We start from the raw sequence: 19,967 nt of genomic DNA, 5'->3' as shown, positions 1-19,967 counted from the left end.
TCTCAATGGAGCGAAAATGAAAACTCAGGCAGAGATCGTTATCATCGGTGGTGGAATTTATGGAGCGCAGGTCGCTTATCATCTTGCGAAGAATGGACGCAAGGATGTGGTGATCATTGAGAAAGGCGAGATCGCCAGCGGCGAATCTTCGCATGCGGCGGGGCTGGTGACGCAATTCGCGACATCACAAGCCATGCTCAAATTCCGTATGTACAGCGTGGAGTTGTACAGCGAGTTGGGCCTGTTCAGCCATGTGGGTAGTCTGCGTGTGGCTTCGAGCAAGGAACAGCTTAAAGAGATGGAGCGCAGTGTCAGCCGTGCCAAAGCGTTGGGTTTGGATTGTGAAGTTATTTCTCCCGAAGAAGCGGTGAAAGCCATGCCGCAAATTTCCAAAGAGAATTTATTTGGCGGTATTTATCTGCCGCGTGACGGTCAACTTGACCCGTACACCACGACCACATCCATGGCGAAGTTTGCCAAAGAGCTCGGCGTGGAAATTTATACCAACACCCGCGTAACCGGGATCAAAGTGTCAGCGAAGGGAGAGGTTCAGGCGGTTGTAACAGATAAAGGCGAGATTCGATGCGAGATCATCATCAACGCGGCGGGCATGTGGGCGCCGCGTATCGCTGCCATGGCTGGCTTGCACATTCCAACCACTCCTGTTGATCATCAGCATATTGCTTTGAAAGCTGTGCCGGGCCATGAGTTTTCGCCTGAGACGCCCTGTCTGCGCGACCCCGATAATCTGGTGTACATGAGGCAGGAGCAGGGCGGTTTGGTAATTGGTGGTTATGAGCCGAAACCACTTCCGCGCTGGATCGATGGTACGCCGTGGGAACATGGTAGCAAGAGCTTCCCCGGTGATTTTGACCAATTTGAAATGCTGCTCGAAGGTGCGATCCGCAGACTTCCATTTTTAGATCAGGCGGGCATTATCACTCTGGTTCGTCATCCCGGCGCATACACACCCGATTGTCAGCCTTTGCTTGGACCGATGGCTGGCGTAAAGGGTTTCTGGATGATGGCGGGCATGTCGCTTAATGGGTATGGCGGCGCAGGCGGCATGGGCAAGCTGATGGCTGAGTGGATCATCGATGGCGAGGCGCCGATGGATGTGTATGGTTATCGCGCCACACGCTTTGGAAACTATTATTCAGATTTCAATTATGCGGCGGAACGCACGGTGGAAAGCGTAAAGTATTATTACCGCTTGAAGTTCCCGCATGATGAGCATGAACATGCGCGCCCGTATCGTGTCAGTCCTGTGCATTATCGTTTGATGGAAAACGGCGCGGTCTTTGGTGAAAAATTTGGCTGGGAACGCGTGAATTATTTTGACCCTGGCAATGAATGGCGGCGCATGGGCGAGGACCAGCGTCAATGGGGCTGGACGAAGCCTCCATTCTTCGAGCGGATGAGACAGGAACATATTGCCACGCGTGAACGCGTCACTTTGTATGACCTGACCTCGTTCGGAAAGATTGAGGTCAAAGGAAAGGGTACGTTGCCGTTATTGCAGAGATTGACATCGAGCAATATCGATAAGCCCATTGGCAGTGCGATCTATACCCAATTTCTCAACTCGCGCGGCGGGATCGAATCGGATCTGACTGTCACTCGTTTGGGTGAGGAATATTTCTGGGTCATCACAGGCTCGGGTTTCATCGCGAATGATCTGGCGCGAATCCAAATGCATGTGGATGAAAAAGATGGAGAGGTTTCCATTCGCGATATTACACAGGAGCATGGATGTCTCGCGTTATGGGGACCCAAGTCGCGTGATGTGCTGCGAAAAGTGACTGGCGATGATATTTCGAATGAAGGCCATCCGTATTTGATGACGAAGCCCATCATCATCAACGGCGTGAAAGTCCTTGCTCAACGTGTGAGTTATGCGGGTGAGTTGGGCTGGGAGTTGTACATCCCGAACAACCGCGCCACAATGGTTTGGGATATGCTGATTGAAGCGGGCAGGGAATTTGGCATGGAACTTGGCGGATACAAGGTGCTTGACCCACTGCGTCTTGAAAAAGGATTCAAATACTTCACCACAGACATTACTCCTTCTGAAACACCATATGAAGCGGGACTTGGTTTTTGTGTTGACCTCAACAAAGGTGATTTCATCGGGCGTGAAGCTTTGATGAAGCAAAAGGCTGAAGGTGTGAAACGCAAACTCTGCACGCTGGTATTGTCTGATGGTGACGACTTCACCCAGATTTATGGTGGTGAGGCGATCTATCACGAAGGCAAGGTGCTGACCCGTGTCCGCAGCGGTGGATATGGATTTACGGTAAAGAAGAATATCCTGTATGCCTATCTGCCCACCGAACTTGCAGTGAAGGGAAATCGCTTCACCATTGACCTGATCGAGGGCCGCCGTGAAGCAGAAGTGACGGCATCTGTACTGTATGACCCGAAAGGTGAAAAGCTGAGAGTGTAAATTTCGCCCTTTGTGGTAATGTTTAATCATGCCTACTAAAAAACAACCCTCTCCTTCTTATGTCGGCTTTGGCATGTTGACGCCAGTCTACATCATGGCGCTGGATAAACTGCCCAAGCATAATACTGGCGCGATCGTGCATCAGGTCAGCGAATACGTGTATGACGATGCTGCGATCATTGCCTGTAACCTGCGCCAGTGGAATGTGCCGACGGGAATGATCGGTACGTCCGTTGGCGATGACCTGCTTGGGCATCATATTGAAGACACCCTGAAGGACATGGGCGTGCAAGGTAAGGTGCGTTTTACGAAGAAATATAAAACGCCGCTGGAAGTGAACGTTTCGGACAAATTGGGCGCGCGCACGTATTTCTGGCAGCGCTCGCCGGAGATATTGTCCACGCTTGACACTGCGGATTTGAGTATGTTGAAGGACGCAGACTTGATGTATGTGGATTGGTATGATGGCGATCACATCATTCGCGCCATGAACGAAGCGCGGCGCTGTGGTGTCCCTGTTTTTCTCAATCTCGAACATGGTCATAGAGACCCCGAGATCATGGAAAAATATGTCAGCCGTGCCACGATCTGTCAGGCTGTGACCGATGACGCCCAGATCGGTAGGAAGGGCGCGATGCTCACCGTTGCCAAGAAGCTGCTCAAGGCTGGCATCAAAACGGCGATCATCACCATGGCAAGGCAGGGCTGCATGGTCGTTCAAGGCGATGAGATCATTCGTGTGTATGCGCCGAAGATCAAGGCTGTGGATGGGTCGGGGGCGGGTGCCACGTTTTCATCGGGCTTTATTTACGGACACCTCAAGGGCTGGAGCCTTGAGGATACGGTCCGTTTTGCGATCGCAGCGGCTTCGCTCAAGGTGACACGCTCCGGGTTGAAGATGTTTTCGATCAAGGAAATAAAAGCCCTGGCAGAGTCTTTAGCCATTGAGCGCATGGTGTATCGCGACGATCAGTTCTTTGAATTGAAATCCCTTATTTCGCAGGCTCAGACAAGTTCGTTGGTGAAGGGAAGCAAGAAGCTGGCCGAGAGGCTTATGTTGAAGAAAAAAACGGAACGGAAGAAGATCAAGAAGTCTTTGGTAGAGTAGCTGTTTATCCCGATAATAGTTTATTACTAAAAGGATGTGAATCATGTCATTTGCAGAATTTCTCACGCAGGACCAGGTTGAACGAATTCACGAGGCTTCCCTTGAGATTCTCGAAGAAGTCGGTTTAAGGGTCCGTTATGAGCCAGCCCGAGCCATGTTCGAAAAGCATGGTTGTTTGGTGGATGGCGAACGGGTAAAACTTCCGCGCGCCGTGGTTGAAAAATACCGCAAGATGTGCCCGCCCACTTTTACATTTTACGCGCGCGACCCGAAGTTTGACCGCACGATCCCGCGGGATAGCCCGGTCATTGTCACGGCGAGTTCAGCTCCCGATATCATTGACCCTGTTACGGGTCATGAAAGACGCGCTGAGTCTGGCGATATCGCCCGTATCGCGCATCTCATCAATGAATTGCCTGGTTATGATATGTTCTCCATTTCCACTTTGGCAGATGATGCGCCAGCGGGTCAATTTACGATTTCAAGATTGTATCCTGCCCTCAAGTATTGTCTCAAACCGCTCCGCGTGACCACAACAGATCACAAGGACACCTTGAGCATTATGAAGATGGCGTATATGGTCGCTGGTGGGGAGGAGGCTTATAAGGAGCATCCGTTCCTGACACATCATTACTGCCCAACTGTTTCGCCGTTGTCGATGGATCATCTTTCGACTGAGAACGTGATGTATTTTGCGAGTGAAGGCCTGCCTGTTTACCCAACCATTGTGCCCAATGCGGGTCTCACTTCACCCATGTCAATAGCAGGGACATTGGCACAGGGAAACGCTGAATTTCTAGCAACGGCTGTGTTGATGCAAATGGTGAAGGAAGGTACACCGACGATCTATGCGACGCTGGCAACTGTTGCAGATATGCGGACGGGAGCCTACACATCTGGAGCAATTGAGTGCGGCATGCTGCACATGGCTTTTGCGCAGATGTCCCGTTTTTATAATGTCCCTTGCGGTGGTTATATTGGCTTGACCAATTCCAAATTGAACGACGCACAATCGGGATATGAGACCGGCATGTCTGCCATGGGCGGCTTGTTGGGCGGCATGGATATGTTCAACATCGGCGGTTTGATCGATGCCTTGAAGACCTTTGATTTTGCCAAGGCCGTGATTGATGATGAGATTGCCCAAATGCTAAAGCGCGCCAAACGCGGCGTGAATTTTTCCGATGATGAATTGGCAGTGGGTTTGATCAAGGATATCGGCCCGGGCGGTTCATATATCACAGCCAAGCACACTATCGGCCGTATGAAGACTGAGGCTGTGATGACCAAGCTTGCTGACCGCGATGCGCGTACGATCTGGGAGAAGAAAGGTTCAACCGATATTCAAGCCCGCGCAATGAAGAAGGTTAAGGAAATTATGACCAGCAATACCACTCCATTGATTTCCCCCGAACTGGATGAAAAGCTCCGCGCCGAATTCCCGGGGATGGTGGCGGGTATGCTTGAACCGATCGAGTAGTGAAAGGTATTTATGTTTGGATTTTTCAAGAAAAAAGAAAGCGTTTTTCAAAGTTTGATTGAGCAACAGGCATCCCTGGCTTATGAAGGTCTGCGTTTGTTGGTGAAATATTTTGAGACCAACGATCCCGAAGTGGCAGAGGAGCTTTCCATCAAGGAGAAGGAAGCCGATGAAGTGCGCCGCATCCTGATCGATGAGTTGAATCGCAGCTTTATCACACCGTTTGACCGTGAAGATATTTTTGCGCTTTCCCGATCCATTGACGATGTCATTGATTATGCAGATACGACCGTAATGGAAATGGTTGTATTAAAGGTTGCGCCAACCCCCTTTATGCTGCGGATCGCGTCGCTGCTGAAAGATGCCGCCTATGAGATCATGCATGGGGTTCAGCGCCTCCCAAAGCATCCCAAGGTCGCAATCGACCATGCCCAGCGTGCAAAGGCTTTGGAGAATCGTGTGGAAGCGGTCTACCGTGAGGCCATCGCTGACCTGTTCAGCGGCCCTGAAGATATTCACCACCTGGTTGAAATGCTGAAAATGCGCGAAGTGTATCGGCACCTTTCCAATGCGGCAGATCGAGGTGACGAGGCGGCTAATATCATTGCAGATATTGTTGTAAAGAAAACTTAACAAGGTGTTAATGTCCTCTGAATTGATCCTTGTTATTATTTTGGCGTTGGTGTTCGAGTTTATTAACGGTATGCGAGATTCAAGCAATATTGTGGCTACTATGATCTCGTCACGCGCATTTCGTCCGCAAACCGCCCTGGGCGTGACAGCGGTGGCCGAGTTTTTAGGCCCGTTTCTGTTTGGGGTGACCGTGGCAAAGACGGTCGGCGGTGATATTGTTGATTCAAAGCTGCTTTCGTTGGATGCGCTTGTTGCGTGTCTGCTGGCTGCCATTATTTGGAACCTGATCACGTGGTTTCTGGGAATTCCCAGCAGTTCGTCCCATGCATTGATCGGCGGTTTGATCGGTGTGGTCGCTTTTACTGCGGGTTTTGGTGTGATCAACGTTCAGGCAATCTACAAGGTTCTGATCGGGTTGTTCCTTTCGCCCTTGGCCGGTTTTGTAGTCGGCTTTTTAATATTGCGGTTGATCTATTTTCTTGCGCGGCATGCATCACCGAACATTAATGAGTTCTTCAAACGCGCGCAATTGTTTACCGCCATCGGGCTGGCTTTTAGTCATGGAACGAATGATGCTCAAAAGACGATGGGTATTATTACCCTTAGCTTGATCATCGGCGGTGTGTTGACTGGATTCGAAGTCCCGTTTTGGGTGATTGCTGTCAGCGCTTCGACTATGGCACTGGGAACAGCCATGGGCGGCTGGAGATTGATCCGCACTCTGGGCGGTAAGTTCTATAAGATCCGTCCGGTGCATAGTTTTGCCACCCAGATCACTTCGGCTGTTGTGATCCTTGCGGCATCATTTGGCGGGGCTCCCGTCAGCACCACTCAGGTTGTAAGTTCTGCAATCGTAGGTGTTGGTTCTTCGGAACGATTTGGCAAGGTGCGCTGGGGCGTGGTTAGCGATATCCTCACGGCCTGGATCATTACGATCCCGGTCAGTGGGTTAATCTCGGCAGGGATTTACTGGTTCGTTGAAAGGTTTTTAGAGGTATTTAGCGTACGTTCTTCTTTTGTTCCTATATTCAAAGGCTGTTTGACTGTGAATATTGATAATGCTACAATGTTAACGTTGTGTTAACAGATTGGAGGTGTCCGGGAAGAGAGATCTGCTGTATATTCCATTCGTCTGTTCAACCAAAACCAAAAAGGAGATAGAGAGAAATGCGTACGAAAAATTATGCTTATCAACTGTTCGCCTTGTTCGTGATTGCAGCCACCATGCTGGCTGCTTGCGGTGGCGCTGCTACTGAGGCCCCTGCAATGACCGAGGCCCCTGTAATGACCGAAGCCCCTGTAATGACCGAGGCTCCTGCTGCTACTGAAGCCCCCGCCGCCGACCCCATGGCCGAGTTGGTTGCTGCTGCCCAAGCTGAAGGCACACTCACAACAATCGCTCTGCCCCATGACTGGTGTAATTACGGTGAAGCCATTGAAACCTTCAAAGCCAAGTATGGTATTGAAGTCAATGAGTTGAATCCTGACGCTGGTTCCGGTGATGAAATCGAAGCCATCAAAGCCAACAAAGACAACACGGGTCCTCAGGCTCCTGATGTGATCGACGTGGGTTTTGCGTTCGGCGAATCCTCCAAGGCTGAAGGTTTGATCCAGCCCTACAAGGTCTCCACCTGGGATTCGATTCCCGCCGAAGCCAAGGATGCTGATGGCTATTGGTATGGCGACTACTACGGTGTGTTGTCCTTCCTCGTAAACACCGATGTTCAGCCTGACGTCCCCCAGGATTGGGCTGACCTGCTTGATCCCAAATACAATGGTCAGGTCGCTTTGTCTGGCGATCCTCGTACTTCCAACCAGGCGATTCAAACTGTATACGCTGCAGCGCTTGCCAACGGTGGTTCCCTTGATGATGCCCAGGCTGGCTTGGACTTCTTCGCTCAGATGAATACAGCTGGCAACCTCGTTCCGTTGATCGCCAATAACGGTTTGGTCGCCACTGGTGAAACCGCTGTCCGCATTACCTGGGACTATAACGCACTCGCCGCTGTGGATTCCTTCGAAGGTAATCCCAAGGCTGAGGTCGTTGTTCCCGCAACCGGCCGCTTCGCTGGTGTATATGTTCAGGCGATCAGCGCCTACGCACCGCACCCCAACGCTGCCAAATTGTGGATGGAATTCCTGTACTCTGACGAAGGTCAGATCATCTGGATGAAGGGCTACTGCCACCCGATCCGCGAAGGCGACATGCGCGAACGCGGCGTCATCCCTGCTGACTTGCTTGCCAAGTTGCCTGATGTTACCGGCGCAGTCTTCCCATCCCTCGCCCAGCTCAACGCTGCCAAGGATTTGATCGTTGCGAATTGGGACAGCGCAGTCGGTGCTGACGTTCAAGCCGCTCCGTAATAAAGTGATTTTGGTGTAATAATGCGAGACCCTGCCAACTGGCAGGGTCTCGCCATAGCAAGAGATACTGCCAGTTGCATACCTTACTAAACTTCAGATTCACGAAATAACGGTTAAAATATTTTCAGTTTAGCAAATTATGCAGTACCCTGTACGTTGAGGTAAATAACAATGGCTCAAACTGCTCTTAACCCAAAAGCTCCAACCCCTGCTTTGGACTGGAAAAAATGGATTGGCGTGACCCCGTTTTTTCTTTTTGCAATTCTATTTCTTGTTTTACCCTCTATGCGTCTGATTGTTGGAAGTTTTACGAACAGCGACGGCCAGTTTACATTTGCAAACATTTTTCAACTGTTTCAGGAACAAGCCATCCTGGACGCGTACTGGCTGAGTATCCGCATTAGTGCGGCGACAGCAATCGGTGGTGGCATTTTTGGTTTTCTGCTTGCATACTCCGTGACAGTGGGTGGGCTGCCCAAGCCTTTGCGTTCTGCATTGATCACCTTTTCCGGTGTGGCATCCAACTTTGCCGGTGTTCCGTTGGCTTTTGCTTTTATCGCCACCCTTGGGCGTACCGGTTTCGTGACCGCCCTGATCAAGAATTTATTTGGGGTTAACTTATATCAACAAACAGATTTTGATTTATATAGCTTTTGGGGACTGAGCCTGACTTATATGTATTTCCAGTTTCCGCTCATGGTTCTTATCATGGCTCCCGCCCTGGATGGGTTAAAGCGTGAGTGGCGTGAAGCCGCCGAAAACCTTGGTGCAAGCACTGGTCAATACTGGCTTCGAGTTGCTTTTCCAGTTTTGCTTCCCTCAATCCTTGGTTCCATGATCCTTTTATTTGGAAACGCCTTTGGAGCATACGCCACAGCTTACGCTTTAACAGGTGGCAGGTTGGGAATCATTACCATTCAAATTGGAGCGCAGATCCGTGGTGACGTTCTTCATAACCCCGGGCTTGGTTATGCCATGGCAATGGGGATGGTCGTTGTAATGACAATTTCCCTGATCGGGTATTCATGGCTTCAGAAAAAATCAGAAAGGTGGTTGCGATGAGTATCTTTGCCCGAATTCGCCGTATTCCCTTTTGGAGTTGGTTTTGGTTTATTTTAGGTGCATTGTATTTCCTGCTTCCTTTGTATGCCACAGTCAATTTTTCGCTCCGGATGGAGCGTGATGTCATTGGGTTTAAAGCCTATGTCAGGGCGTTTGAAGACCCGGAATTCCTTGAAACATTCCTCTATTCAAATTTTCTTGCATTAATGACCATTGTCGCCAGTATCATTTTGATCGTACCGACAGCCTATTGGATTCGGCTGCGCCTGCCCGAAGCGCGGCGTATTGTTGAATTCATCACACTTCTTCCGTTCGTCGTTCCTGCGATCATTCTGGTGTTTGGTCTGATCCGCATTTATAGCTCCCCCTTTAAAATCCCACTTACAGACATAACAATATTACAGCCCCTCACAACCTTTGAAGTTGGTACTGACATTTTGATCGTTGCCGGGTATATGGTTTTGGGACTGCCCTATATGTATCGTTCAGTGGATACAGGGATGCGTACCGTGGATGTGCGCACACTTACCGAAGCAGCGCAAAGCCTGGGTGCGAGCTGGTTTACCATTATTACGCGGGTAATCCTGCCCAACATCCGTGCGGCGTTGTTGAGCGGTGCATTGCTTACTTTTGCCATTGTGGTTGGTGAAGTGACCCTCGCATCTTTCCTCGGTGTGCCTGCATTTGGTCCCTACCTTTTCTTGCTTGGACAGCATCGTGCTTATGAACCAGCGGCGCTTTCTTTTGCAAGTTTTCTGCTCACATGGGCGGCCATGGGGTTGATTCAATTGTTCACGGGCGATCAACAAGTCTCTGGGGCTCACTAAATAAAACGGAGGAAAATTCATCATGTCATATTTATCCATTTCACGAGTTACAAAGCAATTTGGCGATACAGTGGTGGTTGATGATTTCAACCTTGACGTTGAAAAAGGCGAGTTCGTTTCTTTTCTTGGGGCCGTCAGGCTGTGGGAAAACCACAACCCTGCGCATGGTGGCCGGGTTCGAGATTCCCACATCTGGCAAGATCCTACTGGATGGTGCAGACATTACAGACAAAGCCCCAAACCAGCGCAACGTGGGTATGATTTTCCAATCGTATGCGTTGTTCCCCAACATGACTGTTGCTCAGAACATCGGATTTGGTCTCCGTGTTCGTAAAGAGCCCGAAAATATGGTCAAACAGCGCGTGGAAGAAATGGTCAGCCTGATCAACCTCGAGAAACACGCGAATAAATATCCCTACCAGCTTTCAGGCGGACAGCAGCAGCGTGTGTCTTTGGCGCGTGCGCTTGCTATCCATCCGCAGGTGCTTTTGCTGGATGAGCCGCTCTCTGCATTGGATGCGAAGATCCGCATCTCCCTGCGCGCTGAGATTCGCGCCATTCAGAAAAAACTTGGAATTACCGCGATCTTCGTTACACATGACCAGGAGGAAGCCCTGTCCATTTCTGATCGTATTGTGGTCATGAACACCGGTGTAATGGAACAGGTGGGAACTCCTTTCGAGATCTACAACTTCCCCAAGACCCGCTTTGTGGCCAACTTCGTAGGTTCGCTGAATACCGCAGATGCCGAAGTGGTTGACCCTGCGAGGGGATTGGTTAGTATGGACGGTGTGCAGTTCGAATCTGCAGAAGGCACGGAAGGCAGAAAGAGAGGCGATAAAGTAAAGATTGCCATCCGCCCCGAACGCCTGAGCTTTGCCTCCGAACAAAAGAAGGCCAATGTAGTTGATGCAACCATCGAGAATATTACCTTCCTTGGTTCCGTGGTCCGCATTCAGGTCAAGATTGGTAATACGAAATTCAATATGGATACCTTCAACAATCCCTTCCTTGAACTTCCTGGGCTTGGCTCAAAAGAGCAGGTAACCTGCTCAAAGGAAGCTGTGTTGGTACTGGACGAATAATCGATTGTTTAACTTGAAAACGGTTCGTTGCGCGTGGCGCTTCGAACCGTTTTTGTTTGAGGACTAAAAATGAGCAAATCCATTCTTGTTCTTTCAGATGCCTTGCGATACGATGTCGCCAAAGACAATATGGGGTTTCTGGGGCACCTTGTCGAATCAAAACAATCCACTCTTTATAAGATCATTGGCGAACTGCCGAGCATGTCCCGCCCGATGTATGAGACCATTCATACAGGCGTGCCTTCCAGCGATCATGGCGTTGTTGCCAATTCGATTGTCAGGTTGTCGAACAAGCCGAACGTGTTTCAGTTGTTGAAGAATGCGGGAAAGGTCACAGCCGCCGCGGCGTATTACTGGTACTCAGAGCTTTACAATCGCGCGCCTTATGATCGCATCGACGATAAAGAGACAGACGATGAATCATTGAACATCCAGCATGGACGTTTTTATACTGAAGATGAATATCCCGATATTGAACTCTTTGCCAGTGCGGCGCATCTGGTGCGAAAATTCTCTCCCGACTATCTTTTACTTCACCCCATGGGCATGGACTATCACGGCGAGACCTTCGGCTCTGATTCGAAGGAATATCGCAACCACGCCATTTATCAGGATTCGAAACTTGCGCCGCTCATCATGGAATGGAAAGAGCGCGGATATACGGTTTTTGTCACTGGGGATCATGGCATCAATGCCGATGGGGGACATGGCGGCACCACGCCCGAGCAGCGCACCGTGCCATTTTTTGTGATTCAGCCGTCGGGTAAGGGAAGAGGCGAAACGGGTGAGGTCATCTCTCATTTGCAGATCGCACCGACGATCCTCAAGTTGTTGAATGTCACCATTCCTGAAACGATGAAGCATCCGCCATTATCGCTCGACTAATGCCTTCACAAGCTCACGATTGAAATCGGGAATATCCGCAACCACCCGACCCCAAACCTGATTGCCCTCACGAAAGGCAGCTTCATCCGCCCAAACCGCACCCGCGTTGACGAGGTCATCCTTGATTCCCGTTGACCCCGTGACGCGCTGACCTTTTTTGATGATACCAGCCGAAATGGCAATTGAACCCCCATGACAGATGATGCCAATGGTCTTGTTGGCATCACTCATTTTTTTAACAAGATTTTTTACGACATCGTACCTGCGAATTTTATCGGGGGCCCAGCCGCCTGGGAGAATGAGCGCGAAGAGTTCGTCTGCCTTGAGCGATTCGATCGTGGCGTCGGGCGTAATGACCAATCCATTTTTTCCACGCACCGACTTCAGATCCAATCCTGCAGATAAAACTTTTGCACCTTCCTCCTGCAAACGCATGAGCGGCACATAATATTCCAAATCCTCCACGCCTTCGGCGATCAATATGGCAATAACTTTATTTTGTAAACGCATGGCTAAAACTCCTCGATTAGTAATAAGGTTTTTAAAAGCTCCCACGTGCGTGAAAGCGACGGGATAAAGAGTGCTTCATCGGGTGAATGCGGATTGATGATCGTGGGACCAAGCGAGATCGTGTCCATGCCGCCGCAACGGTCGCTGATGATCCCGCATTCAAGCCCGCCGTGTGAAAGCTCCACCTTCGGTTTTTGTCCAAATAGATTTTCATATGTTTCAACGCATTTTTTCAGCAGGGCAGATTTCATATTGGGCTGCCACGGGGGAAACACTTGTGTCCGCTCACATATTGCGCCTGCCAGCATGCCGATCGCTTCGGTGCGCCGAAACAACTCTTCAAGCCGTGTTATCACCGAACTGCGCTGATTGGAAACCACGAACAATCCATCTTTCCGCATCTCTACGATGCCGATGTTATTGGATGTCTCAACGAAGCCTTCCACTTCAGCCGACATTTCTGCGACGCCGTTTGGAAGTGCCATCAAAAACTGGACGCTTCTTTTACTTTCCTCAAGACTTGCTGCTGTTTCGACAGGACTCTGGCGCCGTGATAGGGTCAGATAGGGGCCCTGCTCGACACCCCTGAATTCTGATTGAAGAAATTTTTCAAACGTGCGGACGATTTCGCTGCAGCGTGCAGAATCATTCTCTGCACAGGTAAATACCGCCTCGGCATCGCGTGGAATTGCATTGCGCGCCGTGCCGCCGTGCAGGGATGCCAGCCGCAGCGGAATGTTGCGTTGAAGTTCATCCAATACACGCACCATGATCTTGTTGGCATTGCCGCGATGTTTGTGGATATCTCCACCGGAATGCCCGCCTTGTAATCCGCCAACTTTTAATTCAAAGGAGATGGAATTCTTCTCTGGAGGGCTCCATGTAAAAGGCAGGGTGAACATCGTGCTCCCGCCTCCCGCACACCCGATCGTAAAAACGCCATCCTCTTCTGAATCTAGATTTATCAAAACTTTTGCAGTAAGCAGGGATGGATCAAGGGTATCTGCACCCACCAGGCCTGTTTCTTCTTCCACAGTGAACAATAACTCAAGCGCCGAATGGCTGACGCTTTTATCTTCAACCAATGCCATGGCAATGGCGATCGCGATCCCGTTATCGGCGCCGAGTGTGGTTTTATCTGCCTTCACCCAGTCCCCGTCGCGTATGAGATGGATTGGGTCCTTCATAAAATCATGATTTGAGTCAGGAGTCTTCTGGCAGACCATGTCAAGATGGCCTTGTAAGATCAATGTGGGGGATTTTTCGCGCCCCACGCTCGCGGGAATGTAAATAACAAGATTGCCCGTCGGATCGGTCTTGCTGACGAAACCAAATGAAGAGGCCCAGTCGATCAACCACTGGCGAAGGGCTGCTTCATTCTTTGTGCCGCGGGGAATGGCGGAAATCTTTTCAAAATGATTGAGGATTTTTTCGGTAGGCGTCATGATGCTCCTGTTTTTTTCTTTACTCGCCAATGATCTTTACCAGAACGCGCTTTCGCCTGCGTCCGTCGAACTCGCCATAAAAAATTTGCTCCCAGGTGCCGAAGTCCAATATGCCGTTTGTTATGGCTACAACTACTTCGCGTCCCATGATCTGACGCTTCATATGAGCGTCGGCATTATCTTCACCTGTATCGTTGTGGTGATATTCGCTGACAGGCTCATGTGGAGCAAGCTCCTCCAGCTATTTTTTATATCATTCACCAATGATTTTTATCAATACTCGCTTGCGCCTTCGACCATCAAACTCACCATAAAAGATCTGTTCCCACGGACCAAAATCAAGTTTACCATTTGTGACAGCGACCACCACTTCACGCCCCATAATTTGACGCTTCATATGGGCATCGGCGTTGTCCTCCCCTGTGTCATTATGCCGATATTGGTTAATGGGTTCATGCGGTGCGAGTTTCTCCAACCATTTTTCATAATCCTGGTGCAATCCACCTTCATCGTCGTTGATGAAAACCGATGCGGTTATATGCATGGCTGAAACCAGAATCAGGCCTTCTTGAATGCCACTTTCGCGTAAGACAGTTTCCACATCAGGGGTGATGTTTACAAAGCCACGGCGAGTTGGAATATTGAACCAAAGTTCTTTTCGATAGGATTTCATATGGGTTTCTCATCAAAAATGTTTTGCTTGTCACACATAGGGGTCAACCTATTAAGTGTGAACTCATCATGTCTTTATTATAAAACAGGTATCGTTTGTCAGTTAGCTCCATTATTATTTGTGTAGTGAAAATAAAGGGTGAGTATTATGTCGGTGACCATGACCCTGAGAATCCTTATATTTCGCCTCTCTACGGCGACTTGCACGGACTCCCACCGAGCGCGACAACGCGGTCCGCTTTGCGGAGAAGGCAAAGAAAGCTGGTATGGATGTCACCCTGCGAGTCGGTGAGAAGATGGGGCATTGTTATCCCCTCGTGGCATCCATGTTCCCGAAGGCAACCGAGGCGATGGGTGAGATCGTGGCATTTATCAAAACACAGTTAAGACTCTAAACCTATCCGCTTGACCAGTACAAGACTCCCCCAGTGGCGGGGGAGTCTTTATTTTCTTGAACTTATCATGTGAAAGAAAAGGAGATTTCAACATGAATACGATTATCAGTATATCTGCTTTCGCCATCTTGACCATTCTATGGCTCGGGTTTGGTTATGCCCTGGCTTTCAATCAAGCCATCCTCTATACGATCTGGCAATCCTTTCGTGGAATGCCATTCGTGGTTCAACTGATCGTTGGATTCCTGATCCTCCCAGTTGTTTTGGGATTATGGATCTGGGAATCTTCCTGGCCCCTTTGGATTCGCCTCATTCTCGTACTAGGGCTTGGATTCGCCACGATCTACACGTTCTTCCCCAAGCAATCATAGAACTATCAGGAGCTGCAATGAAAATCATTATTAAAATTCTTGTTGCCATTTTTGTAATCCTGCTTTGTCTGCCAGTGGTTTTATTACCATTGACGACCTCCGTCCCCGCGTGGACTTGGATACTGCTCGCTATTGCAGACGTAATGTTGATCGTCACTCTATTCCGTATCACTCCTGCTGGACGCGGCATCACAATTGGACTTTCTGGCATGATCCTTGTTTCCATTCTCGCAATCATCGCTTCACAGAACTTTGCCGCTACGCCGCCCATCACGGATGTAGATGGCGAACCGATTCAAAATTCCATTGCTTCACTCGAAAAGGTAAATCTAAACAGAAGCGAGCAATGGATCACCATCCGCGGGCAGGATGCCGACAAGCCGATTCTGTTGAATCTTGGCATGGGCGGACCCGGCGGAGGTGGATTCGCAACCCGTTCCCTTTTTGAGCCGTTGGAAAAAGATTTCGTTGTGGTAAGTTGGGACGAACCCGGTACAGGCAAATCCTACAACGCCGTTCCCTTTTCCGAATTGAACAAACAACGTTTTGTCGAAGATGCCCATGCGCTGACCTTGTATCTGCGCGAACGATTCCATCAGGACAAAATTTATGTTTATGGCGTTTCGTGGACAAGCATTCTGGGCGTTTGGCTGGTTCAGGAATACCCAGAACTATATTATGCCTACATCGGCAACGGGCAGATGGTCAACATCATCAGGGACGATGTCATGGGCTATGAATTGGCGCTCAACTACTCGGTCGAACGAGGCGATGCGAAAATGGTGGAGACTCTCCAGCGTAATGGTCCGCCTCCCTATACGGGTGAAGATATGTTGGATAAGTATGTCACCTATTTGGATGTGTTGAACGATTATATGAACTCTCCTCACTATACAGTCATCGTTCCGATCGTCCCTTTCATTGCGCCGGAATATGGGCTGGTGGACAAGATCAACCACACGCGCGGACTGATCCGATCTTTTGAAGTGGTATATCCGCAATTGCAGGATGTTGATTTCACAACACAAGCCGCAAAGCTGGATGTGCCCGTCTACATTTTTGCGGGACGTAATGATGTGAATGCAATGTCATCATTGGTGGAAGAATATTTCAACATTCTCGAAGCGCCGCACAAGGAATTGATCTGGCTGAACGGCGGGCATGGATTGGATGGAAGTAGTCTCGGTCAGTTCGTGGACGTGATGGTCAACAAGGTGCTTGCAGAGACCTATCCAAACAAATGAATTACAAGGAGAAAACAAAATGAACGAAAATCTGAAAACCACACGACCTGCACTGGCTTCCCCGTGGGTCTACTTCGTCGCGACCTATATCTGGTCGGGGATCTTCGGCGGGCTGGCGATCCTGATGAACCTCAGCATGGAAACAGCCGCGGGACTTATATTGGTCCTGCTTGCCGCCCTCGGACCAATGGTCATGGGCATTGCATTCACCTATCTCACGCGGGATAACGAAGGCAGGCGGGATTATTGGAATCGCATCATTAATTTCAAACGCATCCCTGCAAAGTGGTACCTGATCATATTCATCTTTGTGCCGATCTTGAATGGTCTGGCGGCGCTATTGGATGTGATAACTGGTGGCACAGGCGCAACCTGGGGTGAAACTGCTCTTAATGCGCTCACAAATCCAGCCTCAATTATCCTGTCCATCCTGTTTGCAACACTGTTTCCCTTCATTGAAGAACTGGGCTGGCGCGGCTATCTACTGGATCGCTTGCAGGAGAGATACAGCGCTCTGGTATCCAGTCTGATCCTGGGAATCCTTTGGTCGCTGTGGCATTTGCCCACGTTCTTCATTCGGGATTCGTATCAGGCGAGTCTGGGCATTGGCACACCTGCATTCTGGTGGTTCTTCGCCGGGATCGTCCCCTTGACCTTTGTCTTCACCTGGATCTACAACAACACAAACCGCAGTACGCTCGCAGTGATCCTGTTCCATTCCATGGTCAACTTCACTGGTGAATTGTTCACACTCTCTGAACGTGCCGATACGTATTCCATTCTGCTTTGGTTTGTTGCGGCGCTTGGTATCACGGTTATTTGGAGCGCCAAATCATTCACACATCGAAAGGTTTCATATTCATGACCGCCTTGTACATCATTCTTGGATTGATCGCCATCGGTGTTATTGCCAGCCTGATCTGGCGTCGTGACTCGCTTCCATGTCCATCATGGTTAGCTTGGATGGTGGAAATGGATAACCCATTCACCGAAGTCAACCGCGCCCGTGTCATTGTCGGACTTTTGGAACTGGCACCCGGTATGCGAGTGCTGGATGCTGGCTGTGGGCCGGGTCGCCTGACTTTGCCTCTCGCGGAGACCGTTGGTCCACTGGGCGAAGTGACTGCGCTCGATATACAGGATGAGATGCTGGCTCGTGTCCGCAGGAAGGTGGAAACAGTCGGTTTTCAAAACGTGAAATTCCTTCATGCAGGCTTGGGAGAAGGCAAACTTCCGCAAGCTTATTTTGATCGTGCCCTTCTAGTAACAGTTTTTGGCGAGATACCAGATCAAGAATCTGCACTGGAGGAGATTTATAAAGCGCTCAAACCGGGCGGTGTTCTATCGGTCACCGAGGTCATCTTCGATCCGCATTTCCATCGCCGCGAAACAGTGCTAAAAGTTGCGCAGGCCCCTGGGTTCAAGGAGAAAAACTTCTTCGGCAAAAAGCTGGCTTATACAATGCATCTGGAAAAATGACCCGTCCGCCTGACATACTGTCCATGTGGATAGTGAAAACTCCCCTCCCGACAGGGGGGTTTTTGTTTTGAAGGAACTATCATAATGGGAGAAAGGAAACTAAACAATGAAAACAATTGCACAACCCGCTGTCATCACTCCAACCATCATAGGGCTTGCCTTGCTTGCCGCCGCCATCGTCTTCATCGGCGTGACGGGGAAAAAGGTTCCCCTGCTCTCCAACATCCGCGTGGACATTATCCTGCTCGTCATCATCGGCATGACCATCTGCACGCAGGGCGGCATCGGACGCGTCGCCGCGACGGGACAGTGGACTCATCCACTTTCGATCATTGGCTACATCCTCGGCGGACTCATCCTACTCATCACACTGTCTGTCTTCGTCGGCTGGAAACTTCCATTCATTGCGAACGATCAGCAGGCTTTACTTGTGATTGCCATACTCGCAAGCCTCAAAGTAGTGAATGCCGTTACGCATTATCTGCTGTCACGTAGTTGACCCAACGACCTGTCCACCTGACCAGTCCAAGACTCCCCCATCGGCGGGGGAGTCTTTTTTTGTCGTCCGCTACACTTGAGAGCGAAAGATTTTTAAAAATGAGCATGATTAAAGTCACTACCTCAGGAATTCTTCAAAAGGTATAAGTACAACTTCAAAAAGGAACTCGATAATGCCACAAATTCTTATCTCCCTCTCTACCTGGCTTCATGCCATTGCAACAGTTATATTCATCGGTCACTTTGTTTTACTCGCAGGTCTTTATATTCCTGCCCTCTCAAAGAACGGCCCCGCTCTCAGCGAGATCTCCAAACGCAGTCGCCCGTGGATGTATGTATCCCTGCTTATCTTCGCTATTACGGGAACCCATCTCATGCTGATCGACTCAGGTTACCTGGGATTCATGGACTTTGGCAACTTCTGGGGCATCGTCATGCTGGTGAAACATATCCTTGTCTTTGCAATGATCGCGCTGGGATTTTGGTACAACGCCATCCTGCGCGTCGGCCCCATGATGAGTTCGAATAATCCTGATCAGGCGATTGCGCGCTTCAGCCAGTATGTCAACGCGATGGCGGTCTGTGGCGTGTTGGTTCTGCTTCTCACCGCTCTCGCTCAAGTGGAGTAACCATGAAACCCAATAACATCGTCATTCGTTTGGCGCTCCTCATTATTCCACTGGCACTCCTCGCCGCAGGGGCGGGTGTCTTCTGGCAGGGGACGGGTGAGCCGTATCCCTTGAGACCTTGCGCGGCGAAACGGTCATGATCCGTGGTCACGGTTTGTACCGCTATGACACCGTTAATTCATCTTCACATGAGCTTGGGCAGGATATTGTCACTTTGCTCATTGGTACTCCGCTCCTTATCACAGGCATCGTTCTCAGTCTCAAGGGCACGTTACGCGGTCAACTTTTACTCACAGGCGTGCTTGGATATTTTCTTTACACTTACGCGTCGATGTGTTTTCTCACCGCGTTCAATCCGTTCTTCCTTGTTTATGTCGCGCTGTTCTCGTTGAGTTTGTTCGGTTTTATTCTTTCCATGAAAAATCTGGATGTGGATGAAGTCGCGAGCCATATTCAAGATGGATTTCCACGCCGTGCCATCGCCACATACTTCATCATTGTTGCGGTCTTTCTCACCCTTGCCTGGCTCGGATTAGTTGCCTCTCCCTCGCTGACGTGGACTCCGCCAAACGGACTCGAATCCGCGATCACGATGGTCATTCAAGCCTTGGATCTGGGCATCCTCGTTCCGACAGCTTGCATCACTGCTTCATTGCTGATCAAGAAACAAGCGTGGGGTTATGCGCTCTCTCCTCCGTGATGCTGCTCAAGATCCTGACGATGGGTGCGGCATTGATCTCAATGATCATCGTTCAGATCCTTGCAGGCGTTGTGATCGTCCCATTGTATCGATGATCTTTATCATGATCAGCGTTTCGGGCATCATCTTTGGGA

At 49.9% G+C, this 19,967-nt stretch carries 21 protein-coding genes and 2 pseudogenes; 19 read left to right on the top strand and 4 right to left on the bottom strand.

Annotation, left to right across the window (positions count from 1 at the left end):
- Positions 1-16 precede the first annotated feature (16 nt).
- The 10 genes and pseudogenes from IPI86_RS00625 (at position 17) to IPI86_RS00580 (ending at position 11,890) form a co-directional block, all read left to right on the top strand.
- Positions 17-2,446 (top strand): FAD-dependent oxidoreductase, encoded by a 2,430-nt coding sequence (locus tag IPI86_RS00625; RefSeq protein WP_345296036.1) that lies wholly within the window; start codon positions 17-19, stop codon positions 2,444-2,446.
- A 28-nt stretch (positions 2,447-2,474) separates the two neighbouring features.
- A complete protein-coding gene (locus IPI86_RS00620) occupies positions 2,475-3,554 on the top strand; it encodes a carbohydrate kinase family protein (protein ID WP_345296035.1) in 1,080 nt (359 codons plus the stop codon).
- A 43-nt stretch (positions 3,555-3,597) separates the two neighbouring features.
- Positions 3,598-5,034, top strand: coding sequence for a trimethylamine methyltransferase family protein (locus IPI86_RS00615; protein WP_345296034.1), 1,437 nt, complete (start codon positions 3,598-3,600; stop codon positions 5,032-5,034).
- Between the two features lie 12 nt (positions 5,035-5,046).
- The gene (locus IPI86_RS00610; protein ID WP_345296033.1) at positions 5,047-5,667 is read left to right on the top strand and encodes a DUF47 family protein; all 621 of its coding nucleotides are present in this window, start codon (positions 5,047-5,049) and stop codon (positions 5,665-5,667) included.
- Positions 5,668-5,677: 10 nt separating this feature from the next.
- Positions 5,678-6,751, top strand: coding sequence for an inorganic phosphate transporter (locus tag IPI86_RS00605; protein ID WP_345296032.1), 1,074 nt, complete (start codon positions 5,678-5,680; stop codon positions 6,749-6,751).
- Between the two features lie 218 nt (positions 6,752-6,969).
- Complete coding sequence (locus IPI86_RS00600) at positions 6,970-8,031, top strand: extracellular solute-binding protein (RefSeq protein ID WP_345296110.1); 1,062 nt, start codon at positions 6,970-6,972, stop codon at positions 8,029-8,031.
- Positions 8,032-8,202: 171 nt separating this feature from the next.
- Entirely contained in the window at positions 8,203-9,093 is an 891-nt protein-coding gene (locus tag IPI86_RS00595) for an ABC transporter permease subunit (RefSeq protein ID WP_345296031.1), read from the top strand.
- A complete protein-coding gene (locus tag IPI86_RS00590; protein ID WP_345296030.1) occupies positions 9,090-9,920 on the top strand; it encodes an ABC transporter permease subunit in 831 nt (276 codons plus the stop codon). The genes IPI86_RS00595 and IPI86_RS00590 overlap by 4 nt, the downstream gene beginning before the upstream one ends.
- 22 nt (positions 9,921-9,942) lie before the next feature.
- Positions 9,943-11,005 (top strand): annotated as a pseudogene (locus IPI86_RS00585) (ABC transporter ATP-binding protein).
- Between the two features lie 69 nt (positions 11,006-11,074).
- The gene (locus IPI86_RS00580; protein WP_345296029.1) at positions 11,075-11,890 is read left to right on the top strand and encodes an alkaline phosphatase family protein; all 816 of its coding nucleotides are present in this window, start codon (positions 11,075-11,077) and stop codon (positions 11,888-11,890) included.
- Here the strand turns inward: IPI86_RS00580 and IPI86_RS00575 are convergent.
- The 4 genes and pseudogenes from IPI86_RS00575 to IPI86_RS00560 all read right to left on the bottom strand — a co-directional run bounded on the left by IPI86_RS00575 (position 11,876) and on the right by IPI86_RS00560 (position 14,518).
- Positions 11,876-12,400, bottom strand: coding sequence for a type 1 glutamine amidotransferase domain-containing protein (locus IPI86_RS00575; RefSeq protein WP_345296028.1), 525 nt, complete (start codon positions 12,398-12,400; stop codon positions 11,876-11,878). The genes IPI86_RS00580 and IPI86_RS00575 overlap by 15 nt on opposite strands.
- A gap of 2 nt (positions 12,401-12,402) precedes the next feature.
- On the bottom strand, positions 12,403-13,845 hold the full coding sequence (locus IPI86_RS00570) for an aminoacyl-histidine dipeptidase (protein WP_345296027.1): 1,443 nt from the start codon (positions 13,843-13,845) through the stop codon (positions 12,403-12,405).
- A gap of 19 nt (positions 13,846-13,864) precedes the next feature.
- A pseudogene (locus IPI86_RS00565) lies at positions 13,865-14,086 on the bottom strand (YjbQ family protein); the annotation flags it as partial.
- Between the two features lie 12 nt (positions 14,087-14,098).
- Positions 14,099-14,518, bottom strand: coding sequence for a secondary thiamine-phosphate synthase enzyme YjbQ (locus tag IPI86_RS00560; RefSeq protein ID WP_345296026.1), 420 nt, complete (start codon positions 14,516-14,518; stop codon positions 14,099-14,101).
- A gap of 265 nt (positions 14,519-14,783) precedes the next feature.
- On the opposite strand from IPI86_RS00560, the gene IPI86_RS00555 reads away from it, so the two are divergent.
- The 9 genes from IPI86_RS00555 (at position 14,784) to IPI86_RS00515 (ending at position 19,833) form a co-directional block, all read left to right on the top strand.
- Positions 14,784-14,912: a hypothetical protein gene (locus IPI86_RS00555; protein WP_345296025.1), complete on the top strand. Its 129-nt coding sequence runs from the start codon at positions 14,784-14,786 to the stop codon at positions 14,910-14,912.
- Positions 14,913-15,004: 92 nt separating this feature from the next.
- Positions 15,005-15,283, top strand: a complete 279-nt coding sequence (locus IPI86_RS00550; RefSeq protein WP_345296024.1) for a hypothetical protein — start codon at positions 15,005-15,007, stop codon at positions 15,281-15,283.
- A gap of 17 nt (positions 15,284-15,300) precedes the next feature.
- Positions 15,301-16,527 (top strand): alpha/beta hydrolase, encoded by a 1,227-nt coding sequence (locus IPI86_RS00545; protein WP_345296023.1) that lies wholly within the window; start codon positions 15,301-15,303, stop codon positions 16,525-16,527.
- A gap of 19 nt (positions 16,528-16,546) precedes the next feature.
- Entirely contained in the window at positions 16,547-17,392 is an 846-nt protein-coding gene (locus IPI86_RS00540; protein ID WP_345296022.1) for a CPBP family intramembrane glutamic endopeptidase, read from the top strand.
- Positions 17,389-18,006 carry a methyltransferase domain-containing protein gene (locus tag IPI86_RS00535; RefSeq protein ID WP_345296021.1) on the top strand — a complete coding sequence of 206 codons (618 nt, stop codon included), beginning with the start codon at positions 17,389-17,391 and terminating at the stop codon, positions 18,004-18,006. The genes IPI86_RS00540 and IPI86_RS00535 overlap by 4 nt, the downstream gene beginning before the upstream one ends.
- 106 nt (positions 18,007-18,112) lie before the next feature.
- Positions 18,113-18,505, top strand: coding sequence for a hypothetical protein (locus IPI86_RS00530; protein ID WP_345296020.1), 393 nt, complete (start codon positions 18,113-18,115; stop codon positions 18,503-18,505).
- A gap of 172 nt (positions 18,506-18,677) precedes the next feature.
- Complete coding sequence (locus IPI86_RS00525) at positions 18,678-19,133, top strand: CopD family protein (RefSeq protein ID WP_345296019.1); 456 nt, start codon at positions 18,678-18,680, stop codon at positions 19,131-19,133.
- A gap of 2 nt (positions 19,134-19,135) precedes the next feature.
- On the top strand, positions 19,136-19,273 hold the full coding sequence (locus tag IPI86_RS00520; protein WP_345296018.1) for a hypothetical protein: 138 nt from the start codon (positions 19,136-19,138) through the stop codon (positions 19,271-19,273).
- Complete coding sequence (locus IPI86_RS00515; protein WP_345296017.1) at positions 19,270-19,833, top strand: hypothetical protein; 564 nt, start codon at positions 19,270-19,272, stop codon at positions 19,831-19,833. Before IPI86_RS00520 ends, IPI86_RS00515 begins: the two co-directional genes overlap by 4 nt.
- Positions 19,834-19,967: the final 134 nt, after the last annotated feature.

Origin of the sequence: Candidatus Villigracilis affinis (assembly GCF_016705895.1) — a bacterium.
Lineage (GTDB): Bacteria > Chloroflexota > Anaerolineae > Anaerolineales > Villigracilaceae > Villigracilis > Villigracilis affinis.
This window is presented reverse-complemented; position numbering and strand designations above follow the sequence as displayed.

Coding starts and splice junctions, on each gene's coding strand:
- IPI86_RS00545 (WP_345296023.1), top strand. CDS start 15,301: ATGAAAATCATTATTAAAATTCTTGTTGCCATTTTTGTAATCCTGCTT.
- IPI86_RS00605 (WP_345296032.1), top strand. CDS start 5,678: ATGTCCTCTGAATTGATCCTTGTTATTATTTTGGCGTTGGTGTTCGAG.
- IPI86_RS00580 (WP_345296029.1), top strand. CDS start 11,075: ATGAGCAAATCCATTCTTGTTCTTTCAGATGCCTTGCGATACGATGTC.
- IPI86_RS00620 (WP_345296035.1), top strand. CDS start 2,475: ATGCCTACTAAAAAACAACCCTCTCCTTCTTATGTCGGCTTTGGCATG.
- IPI86_RS00550 (WP_345296024.1), top strand. CDS start 15,005: ATGAATACGATTATCAGTATATCTGCTTTCGCCATCTTGACCATTCTA.
- IPI86_RS00540 (WP_345296022.1), top strand. CDS start 16,547: ATGAACGAAAATCTGAAAACCACACGACCTGCACTGGCTTCCCCGTGG.
- IPI86_RS00520 (WP_345296018.1), top strand. CDS start 19,136: ATGAAACCCAATAACATCGTCATTCGTTTGGCGCTCCTCATTATTCCA.
- IPI86_RS00570 (WP_345296027.1), bottom strand. CDS start 13,845: ATGACGCCTACCGAAAAAATCCTCAATCATTTTGAAAAGATTTCCGCC.
- IPI86_RS00590 (WP_345296030.1), top strand. CDS start 9,090: ATGAGTATCTTTGCCCGAATTCGCCGTATTCCCTTTTGGAGTTGGTTT.
- IPI86_RS00515 (WP_345296017.1), top strand. CDS start 19,270: ATGATCCGTGGTCACGGTTTGTACCGCTATGACACCGTTAATTCATCT.
- IPI86_RS00530 (WP_345296020.1), top strand. CDS start 18,113: ATGAAAACAATTGCACAACCCGCTGTCATCACTCCAACCATCATAGGG.
- IPI86_RS00555 (WP_345296025.1), top strand. CDS start 14,784: ATGGATGTCACCCTGCGAGTCGGTGAGAAGATGGGGCATTGTTATCCC.
- IPI86_RS00625 (WP_345296036.1), top strand. CDS start 17: ATGAAAACTCAGGCAGAGATCGTTATCATCGGTGGTGGAATTTATGGA.
- IPI86_RS00600 (WP_345296110.1), top strand. CDS start 6,970: ATGACCGAGGCTCCTGCTGCTACTGAAGCCCCCGCCGCCGACCCCATG.
- IPI86_RS00535 (WP_345296021.1), top strand. CDS start 17,389: ATGACCGCCTTGTACATCATTCTTGGATTGATCGCCATCGGTGTTATT.
- IPI86_RS00595 (WP_345296031.1), top strand. CDS start 8,203: ATGGCTCAAACTGCTCTTAACCCAAAAGCTCCAACCCCTGCTTTGGAC.
- IPI86_RS00610 (WP_345296033.1), top strand. CDS start 5,047: ATGTTTGGATTTTTCAAGAAAAAAGAAAGCGTTTTTCAAAGTTTGATT.
- IPI86_RS00575 (WP_345296028.1), bottom strand. CDS start 12,400: ATGCGTTTACAAAATAAAGTTATTGCCATATTGATCGCCGAAGGCGTG.
- IPI86_RS00615 (WP_345296034.1), top strand. CDS start 3,598: ATGTCATTTGCAGAATTTCTCACGCAGGACCAGGTTGAACGAATTCAC.
- IPI86_RS00560 (WP_345296026.1), bottom strand. CDS start 14,518: ATGAAATCCTATCGAAAAGAACTTTGGTTCAATATTCCAACTCGCCGT.
- IPI86_RS00525 (WP_345296019.1), top strand. CDS start 18,678: ATGCCACAAATTCTTATCTCCCTCTCTACCTGGCTTCATGCCATTGCA.